General features: G+C 30.0%; 9 protein-coding genes. All 9 read left to right on the top strand.

Annotated features, from left to right (window positions below; genetic code table 11):
- On the top strand, positions 1 to 234 hold a 234-nt coding region (locus PLW95_03815; protein ID HOV21790.1), incomplete at its 5' end, for a hypothetical protein.
- Positions 235 to 243: 9 nt separating this feature from the next.
- Positions 244 to 1,527, top strand: coding sequence for a tRNA (N6-isopentenyl adenosine(37)-C2)-methylthiotransferase MiaB (gene miaB, locus PLW95_03810; GenBank protein ID HOV21789.1), 1,284 nt, complete (start codon positions 244 to 246; stop codon positions 1,525 to 1,527).
- A gap of 47 nt (positions 1,528 to 1,574) precedes the next feature.
- Positions 1,575 to 2,636, top strand: coding sequence for a serine hydrolase domain-containing protein (locus tag PLW95_03805; GenBank protein ID HOV21788.1), 1,062 nt, complete (start codon positions 1,575 to 1,577; stop codon positions 2,634 to 2,636).
- 92 nt (positions 2,637 to 2,728) lie between these two features.
- Entirely contained in the window at positions 2,729 to 3,115 is a 387-nt protein-coding gene (locus PLW95_03800) for a GntR family transcriptional regulator (GenBank protein ID HOV21787.1), read from the top strand.
- On the top strand, positions 3,112 to 5,133 hold the full coding sequence (locus tag PLW95_03795; protein HOV21786.1) for a hypothetical protein: 2,022 nt from the start codon (positions 3,112 to 3,114) through the stop codon (positions 5,131 to 5,133). The genes PLW95_03800 and PLW95_03795 overlap by 4 nt, the downstream gene beginning before the upstream one ends.
- A gap of 266 nt (positions 5,134 to 5,399) precedes the next feature.
- Entirely contained in the window at positions 5,400 to 6,308 is a 909-nt protein-coding gene (locus PLW95_03790) for an ABC transporter ATP-binding protein (protein ID HOV21785.1), read from the top strand.
- Positions 6,309 to 6,332: 24 nt separating this feature from the next.
- Positions 6,333 to 7,196, top strand: coding sequence for a hypothetical protein (locus tag PLW95_03785; GenBank protein ID HOV21784.1), 864 nt, complete (start codon positions 6,333 to 6,335; stop codon positions 7,194 to 7,196).
- Positions 7,197 to 7,222: 26 nt separating this feature from the next.
- Entirely contained in the window at positions 7,223 to 9,625 is a 2,403-nt protein-coding gene (locus PLW95_03780; GenBank protein HOV21783.1) for a hypothetical protein, read from the top strand.
- A 474-nt stretch (positions 9,626 to 10,099) separates the two neighbouring features.
- The gene (locus PLW95_03775) at positions 10,100 to 12,850 is read left to right on the top strand and encodes an AAC(3) family N-acetyltransferase (protein ID HOV21782.1); all 2,751 of its coding nucleotides are present in this window, start codon (positions 10,100 to 10,102) and stop codon (positions 12,848 to 12,850) included.
- Positions 12,851 to 12,855 lie beyond the last annotated feature (5 nt).

The following is a 12,855-nucleotide window of genomic DNA, read 5'->3' as shown; positions in this document are numbered from 1 at the left end:
ATTTTTTTATGTGGACTGATAGGAACAGCAATTGGAGAAATTACTTTATTTTTTGTTCCAATTTCTTCCAATTTTTATAATTTTTTAAGTTCTTCTTTTTCTCCCCTTTCTTTTTCAATAAATAATTTTAATCTTGTTGTATGCTCAATTTCTTTATCAATAATAACAAAAATTACTCCTTTTACACTTGTTGGAATTATTGCTGGCTGTATCTACTCTCTCACCAAAATATAATAACTAACTATGGAAAAAAAATATTATATTAAGACATATGGTTGTCAGATGAATTTTTATGATAGTGAAAAACTTTCTTCTCTCCTTGATAAAAATGGTTTTGAAAAAGTAAATAAAATGGAAGAGGCATCCTTTGTGTTTGTTAATACTTGTAGTGTCCGAAAACATGCAGAAGATAGAGCATTTGGATTTTTAAACTCAATAAAAAGTAAAAATAAGATATTCTGTCTTATTGGTTGCACTCCTAATCTTTATAATGAAGAAATATTTAAAAAAATTCCTTTTGTTGATGTCATTTCTGGACCAAATACTTACAACCAACTTGTTGAAATTTTACCAGAAATAGAAAAAGGAGAGAAAGTAATTCTTACGGGAGAAAGTGAAAAACCCTTTATTTATGAGAAAAGTAAACAAAAAAATAAAATATCTTCTTTTATAACAATATCAAAGGGATGTGAAAATTTCTGTTCTTATTGCGTAGTTCCATTTACAAGAGGAAAACTTGTTCATAAACCATTTGAAAAAATTATTGAAGAAATTAAAAATAATGTAGAAAATGGAAGCAAAGAAATAATACTTATAGGGCAAAATGTAAATGAATATAAATATAACGGACATAGTTTTGTGGATTTACTTTATAATGTTTCAGAAATAACAGGAATTGAGAGAATTGGATTTTTGACATCTCATCCCAAAGATATTCCAGAAGAACTTTTATTTTCTTTTGTTAAAATACCTAATCTTTATAAGCATCTTCACTTCCCATTACAGTCAGGTTCAAATAAAATTCTTGAAAAAATGAATAGAAAATATACAATTGAAGATTACTTAAAAATAGTTGAAAAGAGTAGACAAATATGTCCTGAAATTTCTCTTACATCTGATATAATTGTGGGTTTTCCAGGAGAAACAGAAGATGATTTTAATCAAACACATAATATTATCAAAGAAATTCAATTTGATGACCTTTTTGTATTCAAGTATTCACCAAGACCAAAAACACTTGCAAGTAAATGGGATGATTCAGTAAGTCAAAGTGAAAAAGAAAACAGGCATAAAATAATTTTAGACCTCCAGGATGAAATTTCTCTTATGAAAAATAAGGACCTGGTTGGAAAAATATTAGATGTTTTATGTCTTAAAGAAAGTCAAAAAAAACAGGGTTTTTTAATTGGCAGAGATATAAAAAGAAAGGTTGTTATGTTTAAAGGAGAAAAAAATTTAATTGGCAAAGTTGTTAAAGTAAAAATAACAATAGGTACTCGCAATTATCTCTTAGGAGAACTTTTATAAATATTTATGTATGTTAATTGAAAAATCCAGAAAGTAAAGAATAAAATATGAGAAAAAAAATTTACTTTGTAGATAAAATTATTAAAGAAGGAATAGATAAAAAAATAATACCTGGTGCAGTTCTTTTAGTTGGAAATAAAAATGATATTATTTATTGGAAAGCATACGGAAACAGAGAAATTACACCGGAAAAAATAAAAATGGGAAAAAATACAATTTTTGACCTTGCCTCTATAACTAAACCAGTTGCTACTGCAACATCAATAATGATATTGGTTGAAGAAAGTAAAATATCAGTAAATGATAAAGTTATAAAGTATATTCCTGAATTTGGGAAAAATGGGAAAAAAGAAATTACAATAAAAATGTTACTTACCCATTATTCTGGTTTATCTAACCAAAAATTTCATAATACACCAACAAAAATACTTGAAAGAATATGTGAGGAAACACCTATTTATAAACCTGACTCTGAATTTAATTATAGTTGTTTAGGATATATTATATTGGGGAAAATAGTTGAAATAGTTAGTGGAAAATCTTTAGATGTATTTACAAAAGAAAAGATATTTGAACCATTGGGAATGAAAGACACAATGTTTAATCCACCTGAAAAATTATGGGTAAGATGTGCTCCTACCATTTATAGAGATGGTAAATTATTAAAGGGAAAAGTCAACGACATGCAGGCATATGTTATGGGTGGAGTAGCAGGAAATGCCGGTCTTTTTTCTACTGCTTGTGATTTATCAATATTTGCTCAATTTATATTAAATGAGGGTATTTATAATGAAGTAAAAGTACTAAATCCTGAAATAGTTAAAACAATGATTTCAAAAGCATCTCCTCTAAATAAAAATGAATATGGACTTGGGTGGAACATAAGTGCTCCTAATTCTTTTGTTAAAGGAAGTATTCCTTCTGGTTATTCTTTTGGGCATACTGGATGGACAGGATGTTCTTTATGGTTTTATCCAGAAATAGACCTTTTTATTATTTTTTTAACCAATCAAAATCATCCAGAAGAAAAACCAAATGGTTCTTTTATAGCAAAACAACTAAATGCGCTGGTAAATGATGCAATTTTACTAAATTTTGTTAATTGTTGAAATTCTTTTTATAAAATAAAAATAATTATTATTGACTATATAATTTTTTGAGGTAAAATTGTATTAAAGAGTTAATACAATAAACTAATAAAATGTATATAAAAATAGATTCAAATAGTGGAGTAGCACCATATATGCAAATTATAAAAAAGGTTAAATATCTTGTTGCCTGCGGTGCTTTGAAAGCAGGAGACCAATTACCACCTATAAGAGACCTCGCTATGCAGTTGCGTATTAATCCAAATACTGTTGCCCGTGCTTACAGAGAATTACGGTATGAAAAAATTATAACAAGTAAATGGGGTGGAGGAACATTTATATCAGATGATGTAAAACAAATTGCTGAATCAGAGAAAAAAAAGATTGTTGATGAGATATTTGACCAGGCAATTCATCAGGCAACTATTTTGGGATTTACAGAAGAAGAGATTATTCAACTCTTTACCAATCAACTCAAAACAAGGAGGAATAAAAAATGAAAACACTAATCTGGAAAGAATGGAGAGAACAAAGTCCTTTCTTCTTTCTATCTATTGGAATTATTATTTTATGTAGGATTATACCAGTAATAATTCCAAAATTTTTTGAATATAGGATTGACTATGAGTTCTATATTTTGTCTATAACCACTATACTGCCAATACTTTTTTCTTTATTCCTTGGCTCAATTTCTTTTACAAATGAATTTTATAGAAACACAAAAGAATTTCTTTTAAGTCAACCAGTTTCTACTGTTAGAATTTTCTGGACAAAATACTTTTTTGGTCTCTTTCTTTTAATAATTCTTACTCTTCTGACCAACATTATTTTATTCTCTCCCTTTCCAAATTTTATTAAAGCAGGGACTATTCTGACTGCACCACAACAACAATTTCTTATAAAAATTTATCTTTTACTCTGTTTTATCATTATTTATTCTTCTTCCTGTTTCAGTTCACTACTGCTTAAAAATACTCTTCCTGCAATAATTTGCACTCCTTTTCTTCTTTTATTTGGGCTTTTACTAATAATTCCTCTGGTTGTCTTTTTATTTTTAATATCTCCTACCAAGTTTATTTTCATATTCTTTATTTTTTCTGTTTCTATTGCTGTCTTTCTTATTTTTAGTCTTGTTATATGGCAGAAATGTCTTGTAAAAGAAGTTGGATGTGGGAAAAAAATATTTATAACAGCAATTATAATACTTATTGTCTCTTTTGGTTGTCATAGTATTGTAAATATTACAATCAGTAGGGATTTTAATAGAACTATCCAACAGGCAAAAGCAGAAGGGATTAAATTAACGCCAGAAGAAGTAATACCACCACCTGTTCCAGATGAGAAAAATGCTGCTATTGTTTATCAAGAAACATTTACTTTAGTAGATAAATTAAAAGAAAAATACAAAACTGACTGGTATTATATGCCTTATGAGGGGATGAAAAAAGAAGAAGAATTAACAACACAGGAGAAAAACAATATAAAAAAGATTATGAAAGACCCTGATTTTATTAAATTCTATACCTTAATTGATAAAGCAGTCAACATGCCTTCCTGTAGATTTGATATTAAATATAGAGAAGGTCCTGCTATGTTACTGCCCCACCTTAGTAAAATGCGTCAATGTTCAAGGTTAGTAGCAGCAAGGACATATATACTTGCAGAAAATAAAAAATACAATGATGCATTAAATTCAGTTAAGACAGGGCTAAAAATAGGTGAGTCATTAACTGATGAACCAATTATTATTTCCCAACTGGTTCGTATAGCAATAGATGTAATAGCAAAAAATTCCCTTAATTATCTTCTTAACAAAGAAGACATTTCTTTTTCAAAAGATAATTATTATGACTTAATTTCAATAATAGACAAAAAAAACAGAAAAATTACCAGAAGTTTAAATGGAGAATTAGTACTTTTTGGAAGATATGTTTTTGAGAAAGATATTCCTTTTGGATATTCTTTAAGAAATATATTAAACCGCCAAAATACTTATCTTCCTGGGATTTATGGTAGTTTAGTTGGCAGTTATTTAACCCAACCAATTTTAAAAAATGACTATGCCTTTTATATTCAATATTTTTTAGAACTAATTGACTATTCACAAAAACCGTATTATTTAGTTAAAAATAAACTTGACGAACTGGACAGGAAGTTTTTTACCTATAATACATTTAGTATGAGTAAACACATACTTAGTTTAATATTCCTACCTAGCATTACAAGAAGTATTGAGCAGCAAAGTAGTTATAATGCCTGTCTTGATACATTAAAATTATCTTTGGCATTAAAAATATACAAAGAAAAATATGGGTATTATCCAGAAACACTTTCATCTCTTGTACCTGATATTATACCAGAAATACCAATTGACCCATTTACAGGAAATGACTACATTTACAGGAAAGAGGGCAGGGGGTTTATTGTGTATAGTGTTGGTTCTAATGAGAAAGATGATGGTGGTATATCTGATAGGAAACAAAACTCTGATGATATTTCTTTTAAGGTATTGAGGTAGAAAAATTAAATAAGAAAAGACAAATCCCCCTTTAATATTAACTCCCTCCTTTATAAAAGGATCTATCCCTTACCCACAAGTTCCCCCTTTGAAAAAGGGGGTTAGGGGGATTTATAAGTGGAAATACAGGAAAATCCATCCTAACCTTCCTTTATAAAAGGAAGGAAGATAAAGGAACAGGGTGGATTTTAGAAAAAGATAAGAAAAGAATGTAAAATCCTCCATCTCCCTTTGAAGAGAAGAGAGGGTTTGAAAGGAGATAAAAAATGGAAGAATATGTAATAGAAACACAGAAACTTACAAAAAGGTACATAAAACATAAAGAAGCAGTAAAATCATTGGATTTATTAGTTCCTAAGGGGTCAGTTTATGTTTTTCTTGGCAGAAATGGAGCAGGTAAAACAACAACTATTAGAATGCTTATGGGGCTACTACAAAAAACATCAGGAAAAAGTAAAGTTCTTAGAATGGACCCAGAAAAAGAACCAGTCCAAATAAAAAAAAGGGTTGGATATGTGGCTGATAACCAGAAGATGTATGACTGGATGACTATTGAAGAAACAATTAACTTCTGTCGTCCTTTCTATTCCACCTGGAACAATAATTTAACTGAAGACCTGCTCAATAGATTTGAACTTCCTAAAAAAATAAAAGTTAAAGAACTTTCAAGGGGAATGAACGGAAAACTTGCCCTCTTATTGGCACTTTCTCACCAACCAGAACTTTTAATTCTTGATGACCCTACTTCTGGATTAGACCCTGTTGTCAGACGAGAATTTCTTCAGGGAATTATTGAAACCATACATCTGGAAACAAGGACTGTATTCTTTTCTACTCATATTATCACAGAAGCAGAACAGATAGCCGACTATGTAGGTATTATTGAAGAGGGAAAACTTTTACTTTCCTGTCCATTAGAAACACTGAAAAATTCAGTAAAAGAAATCCATCTTATTTTTGAAGATAAGATACCCGAAGAAATTTTTTTTAATGATAAAAATGATAAACTATTGAAAAAGAAAGTTATAGGACATGAGTTAGTTATGATAATAAAAAACTTTACCCCTGAGATATTAAAAAAACTTGAAAAATTTGGTCCAAAAAGTATGGAAGTTATTGACCTGACACTTGAAGATATATTTGTTTCTCTGGTAGGTAAAGAAAAAAGTGTTTAATAAATAAACATAAAGAAGGTAGATATGGATATTATTACAATATTTTGTATCTTTATTCCGTTGATTTTGCTTACCCTTGAAGGATGGTGGTTCTGGTATTGGTTTAGTTTCGGGGATATAACACATGGACAATTGTATATAATTGAAATAATAGTAGGAACTCTTATTTTTCTTACAATCTTTGAAGTAGTTAAAGGACTTTATTTTGTGGGGTTTATTGCAATTCCTATACCTTTGATAATATGGTTTCTTATGAAACAGTATGAAGATAAGACAAATAAATTAAATGCTTTACTCCAGGAAAAAGAAGAAATAAATAATTTATTAAACATTATAGAAAATGCCAAAGAACCTGCTCTTCTTTACAAAGCACTTGTTGAACTTGGAGATTTATATATAAAAAAAGAGAAATTTGAAAAAGGTATTGACTGCTACAAGCGTGCAAATGAAATAGCTGAAAAAAGTCATATACCAGGACTTCTTGGACTATCTGCCAAAATAAAACTTGCGGAAAAGGAAATCAAAATAAAAAAGGGTGAAATATGGGTATGTAATGAGTGTAGTTATGATAATCCTGGTAATACTGATACTTGTAAAATATGTGGAAACAAGAAAGATGTTGGAAAATCAATAAAAAGCGATATTGTTCTGCATAAACAGGAAATAAAAAAAGAAGCAATACCCATTATTTTTGTAGGAATTACAATTATAATAGGGCTTTATTTACTCTTTTTTCTTGTTGCACTGTTTGGTTTTTTATATAGTAAGCATTTCCCTTTATGGATATATATATCTTTAATTATTGTTATATCCACACTGGTTATATTTTTGTTCTTTAAATTCATTGTTGCCATCAGAAATAAAATTATTTCAAAATTCTTGAAATAATGGTAAATTAAATAAAAGGGGATATTATGAAACAAAAAAGTTTTTTTCTCTTTTTATTCCTTTTTTTGTTCTCCACTTTTGCCTCTTCAGCAACAGAAGTAAAATCTATTCCATCTCTGGAAGAAGAACTACAAAAAATAAAAGAGGCAGGAATACCCACCACAATAGAAGAATTAAACTTGCCTAAAATCCCCGATGAAGAAAATGGTGCTGTTGTTTATAACGAAGTTTTTGTCCTGATGAATTCCCTTAAAGAAAAATACAAAGAGGAATGGAAATATTTTCCATACGCAGGCATAGTAGATTGGGAAGATGTTCCAGAAGAAGAGAAGAAAAAAGTGGTTGATTTAATTCTCCATAACCCTGAATTTGGTAAAATGTATCAACTACTGGAAAAAGCATCTCAAATGAAATGTCAATTTTTGATGCCTGATAAATTAACGGATGAACCCTCTTTGTTGTTTTTAAACATCCTTGCCAATTTAAGAGGTTGTACCCGTATGTTATGTGCAAAAGCAAAACTTGAAGCAGAAAATAAAGACATCAACAAATCTTTAAATACAATACTGGTTGCTCTAAAATTAGGTAAATCACTCTCTAACGAACCTTTACTTATAACCCAATTAGTCAGGTTAGCAATAGATACCTTCGTTCTGTCCCAATTAGAAGAAATTCCAGACAGTAAAGAAGTAAATATCAGTTTATATCAAACGCTTATTCAAAATATGGAAGAGGAAAGAAAATGTAAAATTATTTCAGAATCATTAAAAAGAGAAATGATTTTATTTGGTCTACCTAAAATGCGTCAGTACCAGCAATCAGTAAAAGAGAAACTACCTGACTTGGAGCAAAAATCAAAAGAAATGAGTGAAGAAGAAAAAGAATATGCAAAAAATCTCTTTGGCACTGATGACCCTGAAAAAATTCAAAAATTTGCAGAGAAATATTGGGATGAAGAAATATCTGTTTATATTGAGAACATGATTAAAATAATTTCTTTTGCTGAAAAACCCTACTGGGAAGTTAAAAAAAAGATAGAAGACCTTAATACAGAAATTCAAAAAATACCCGAGAAAAGAGCAGTTCTTGCTAAGCAAACATGTCTTGCTGTTTCTCGTGCCTATCTTCAAGAAGCAAATCTTGATGCTTATTTAGGGACTGCTGAAATTGGATTGGCTAATCGCATTTACAGACAACAACATGGAAAGTTTGCAGATTCTTTAAATCAACTCACTCCTGAAATTTTATCTTCCTTACCATTAGACCCTTTTAGCGGTAAGGACTACATTTACAAAAAGAAGGATAAGGGATTTATTGTGTATAGTGTTGGAGAAAATGAGAAAGATGATGGTGGAGTTCCTGCAAAAAAAATGAATTGGAAAGGTGACTATGACATTGTCTGGGAAGATAAAGGAGCAGAGATACCAATTAGTGCTTACGCTCCTTTATTTTCAGAAATAGGAGAAAATAAAATATCCAGAGGAGATATATCAAGAAAAAGTGATAATGCAAGTCCCGAAATAATAAAATTTGAACAAATTGAAATAAAGGTAATAACAGAACTACCAGAAATATTTTTAATAAAAACTCCCGGAACACCAGAAACTTTTCCTCAGGTTGATGTAGAGAAATTGTATGCGAATTTATATTCTCTCAAACAACAGGGTATTCTGGACATAATACAGGTGGAAGTTTTTGCTGATGAAGGGAAGAAATGTGTTCTGGATATGAGAAAGGATATTCCGGGAACAACAGAAAAAGAAGGAATGTTATTTGAAATAATCCCCGAAATAATAAAAGACAACAAAATACGCTGTCAAATAGATATATCAACAACAAAACTTGTAGAATTGAAAAAAATAAAAAATGAAGGGAAGGGAGAAGAAATATACCCTATTATGAGTAATAGAGAACAAAGTACCTGTGTGGACATTACAAACGAAAAACCTGCAATAATAGGAGGTTTGATTGACAGTCCTGAAATGATTTCTCCAAAAAATACCCTTAAAACACTTACAATGATTAAGGCAACAAGATATGTTAAACCAAAAAGAAGTATAGAATTCCGACTTGTGAAAAACACCCCAGAAACAGGATTTACACAGACCAATATACCTTATTCTGATAAAAAAATATATGTTGCAGATACGAGTGAGATTGATAAGTCGGATATAAGAGGTGTCAGAGCATGCTTGACTAATCAAGAGCTTGAACAAATTAAAATAGTATTTACAGATGAAGGTAGGAAAAAGTTTGCTAACTTAACAGAATCACTCATAGGGAAAAAACTGGCTATATTAGTAGATGGACAATTGGTAAGTGTGCCTGTTATAAGGGAAAAAATTACAGGTGGTATAGGCACTATTCCGATGGAGAAAGAAATAATAGAGAAAATTCTGGACATTAGCACTGAACCAGATGAAAATTAGAAAAATGCTTTTGTAATTGTAGAGAGAAAAAGGGCTTATCCCTACAGGAAAAAAACATATTTGTCACTTACAACAGGAGTTAGGTGACCTTTAACTCTTTCCTTTTTGAAAGCCTGCCCGTCTATGCTTTGTAGAGGGGAAGGGTGGCTCGCCCGTAGGGTCCTCGCTTTTGGCTACGGATCCCCTCTGGACTACGCCCGAGGATGCAGGATGAGGAAAATTTTAAATTTCTCCCTTTGATAAGGGTCTGTCCGACGCGCATTTTGGAGGAGATAGAGAGGGATTTTATAAAGAGGGGTAAGGCTCACCCGTAGGGGCTACGCCCAGAGGGGGATATTTCAAAAGAGGAGGGGTATAATATTAATTTGACATCAAATTAGTATAAATACTTATAGAAGCATTAAAAAACGAAGAAAAAATATATAAAAGATATAGCCAATTTTGGCAAAATCAATTCAGAGCAAAGGATAAAAAATGGAAAATCTTAATAAAAGGATAAAAAAAGAATTTGATTTAAGTAGATGGCAGAATTTAGCACTGAAAATATTTAATATTGAATCAAGGTTTTGTTATAGTGATTTTGAAAAGTCAGCAAAGTTATGTTGGCAGGAATTAAAAGATGCAGGTGCGAAAGATGTTGAACTAATAGAACTCAAAGCAGACGGTGGGACCACTTATGGTGATTTCATTATGCCTCAGGCTTGGGATTATGAATATGGATTTCTTTATATTAAAGAACCTGATAAGTTTAATGGAAAAATTCTTGCTGATACAAAACACCATCCATTTCATATTGCAAATAGATGTGGTGATATTGAAGAAACAATTTTGGATGTAGTAGATATAAGAAATATTAAAAAATATAAAGATTTAAGTAAGAATTTTGTATTCTGTGGAAATATTCCCCCAAGGGAATGTAGAAACGAAATTGAAAAAACAGGTGCTTTAGGAATTATCTCTTCATATTCTGGTGCTCCTGAAAAAAGAGATGGAGTATATTGGATTAATGGATGGGCAAAAAATTCTGGTTGGTATCAAACAAAAGAAGATAGAAAAATGGTATGTTTTTCAATTAAACCAGAAGATGGTGAATTCCTGCAAAAATTACTTGATAAGGAAAATGTGAAGGTCTGTGCCTCTGTGAAAAGCAAAAGATACAATGGGAAAATTTATTCAATTACAGGACTTATTCCAGGAAAAACAAAAAAAGAAATTGCTTTTCTTGCCCATCTTTATGAACCAATGATTACAGATAATGCGACCGGTGTTGCTGGATTGATTGAAATATGTAGAGTTATAAATGAACTTATTAAGTCAAAAAAATTTATTCCTGATGTTGGAATAAGATTTCTTTTTTCAATGGAAAGATATGGAATGGCTCAGTTTTTTGAAAAAAAACATAATGTAATATATGCATTTAATGTAGATGGAATTACTCCTGATATTGTTAAATCGGGTAGAATGAGGATAACACTGTATGGAAGTCATTTTACAAATCCATTTTTTGGTGACTACCTCTTTGAAAAACTTCTTGAAAAAACATTCCCTTCTAATTTACCATGGAAAAAAGAAAGAGCAATGTTTGAAGATGATACATTTATATCTGATAAATCAACTAATATTCCAACAATGTATTTTATATCACATCCTGGAAAGTTTCATCATAATTCTGCTGACCCTGAAATTGTTAACTGGAATTTAGGAAAGGAAATTTTATGTTCTTTAGCAACTTATGTCTGTACTCTTTTTTCAAATCAGAAAAGAAAAAAATATCTAAATGTTGTTAATACCTCTGTGAAAGAGGAATTTTATAAATATATAAGTTATCTTAACTTAATGATAGCAGAAAATCCTGAAAAATTTACTCAACAAGGAATTAAAGAAAGAATAAATTATATCTCTCGTTACTTAAAAGATAAATATCTCTCAATAAAAATTTTTGGTGATAAACCAGAAGAAAAAATTTTAAAGGAAATAGACAAGATAGTTAGAAAAACTATAACTGATATTACTAAAAAATTTGATAAAGAAATTTCAAAAAAAGAAGTTCTATTATCAAGAGAAGATAAAAAAAGTGAAAATATTGTTATAACATGGAGAAAACCAGTATTTATTTTTTCTTTAGCAGAAATTCCTCATAAAGAAAGAATTTCTCCACCAGAAGAATTTTATTCTGTTATCAATAGAGTGGATGGTAAAAAAGATATGTATCAAATATTCAAAGAAATTTCATCTGAAAGGGAATTTTATGGAATGAATGAGATAAGTGAAGCAGAAAAAAAATCCCTTATAAAATATATTCAGTATTTATCTAATTATAATTATTTAAAATTTTATTATAAAACAATTGTTACTAAACAGGATATAAAATCTGGACTTGAAAAACTTGGAATTAAAAAAGGAGATAAAGTTATTGTTCATTCATCTCTTTCTTCTCTTGGATATGTAGAAGGTGGAGCAAAGGCAGTATGTGAGGCACTTATGGAACTTATTGGGAAAGAAGGAGTTTTAATGATGCCTTCTTTTAATCACGGTGAAATTTTTAGAAATGACCCAGATGCATATTTCTCACCTCTTGAGACACCAACAACTAATGGGGCAGTGCCAGAAGCATTTTGGAAAATAAAAGATGTTTATCGTTCTCTTAATCCAACTCATTCTTTTGCTGTTTGGGGAAAAAATGCAAAGGACTTTGTTAAAAACCATCATAAATACCTTACTATGGGAAAAGGAAGTCCTCTTTATCTTCTTGAAAAGGAGGGAGGTAAAATTATACTTATTGATGCGTTATCAGCAAATACATTTCATCATGTTGTTGAACAAACAAATAATGTTCCTTGCCTTGGAAAAAGAACAGAACAATATCCTGTAAAACTTCCTTCAGGAGAAATTGTTCACATAAGAACATGGGGATGGCGAGGAAGAGCTTGTGAAATTACTGATAAAGGAGCATATTGGGATTACATAAGAAAAAACAAATTATTAAAAGAAGGGAAAATTGGAGGGGCTCAAGTTTTTGTTCTAAATATGAAAGTATGTAGACAAGTTATAGAAAAATTTTTGAAAGGAGAAATAAAAGGTTTTTCGGGATGTAGAAAATGTAAGATAAAACCAAGAATTGTCTCTCAAACAGTTGAAAGTGATTGGGATAATGAAAAAGAAACTGTAAAATCTGATACAACTGCTTTTGTTGGTGATTATGAACCAGTTAGTTATTGTAAATGAAAAAA

It is taken from the genome of bacterium, from assembly GCA_035370465.1.
Classification (GTDB): Bacteria; Ratteibacteria; UBA8468; order B48-G9; family JAFGKM01; genus JAGGVW01.
This window is presented reverse-complemented; position numbering and strand designations above follow the sequence as displayed.

Excerpts from the sequence above, each read along its gene's own strand:
- miaB (HOV21789.1), top strand. The coding sequence starts at position 244 with ATGGAAAAAAAATATTATATTAAGACATATGGTTGTCAGATGAATTTT.
- PLW95_03805 (HOV21788.1), top strand. The coding sequence starts at position 1,575 with ATGAGAAAAAAAATTTACTTTGTAGATAAAATTATTAAAGAAGGAATA.
- PLW95_03800 (HOV21787.1), top strand. The coding sequence starts at position 2,729 with ATGTATATAAAAATAGATTCAAATAGTGGAGTAGCACCATATATGCAA.
- PLW95_03795 (HOV21786.1), top strand. The coding sequence starts at position 3,112 with ATGAAAACACTAATCTGGAAAGAATGGAGAGAACAAAGTCCTTTCTTC.
- PLW95_03790 (HOV21785.1), top strand. The coding sequence starts at position 5,400 with ATGGAAGAATATGTAATAGAAACACAGAAACTTACAAAAAGGTACATA.
- PLW95_03785 (HOV21784.1), top strand. The coding sequence starts at position 6,333 with ATGGATATTATTACAATATTTTGTATCTTTATTCCGTTGATTTTGCTT.
- PLW95_03780 (HOV21783.1), top strand. The coding sequence starts at position 7,223 with ATGAAACAAAAAAGTTTTTTTCTCTTTTTATTCCTTTTTTTGTTCTCC.
- PLW95_03775 (HOV21782.1), top strand. The coding sequence starts at position 10,100 with ATGGAAAATCTTAATAAAAGGATAAAAAAAGAATTTGATTTAAGTAGA.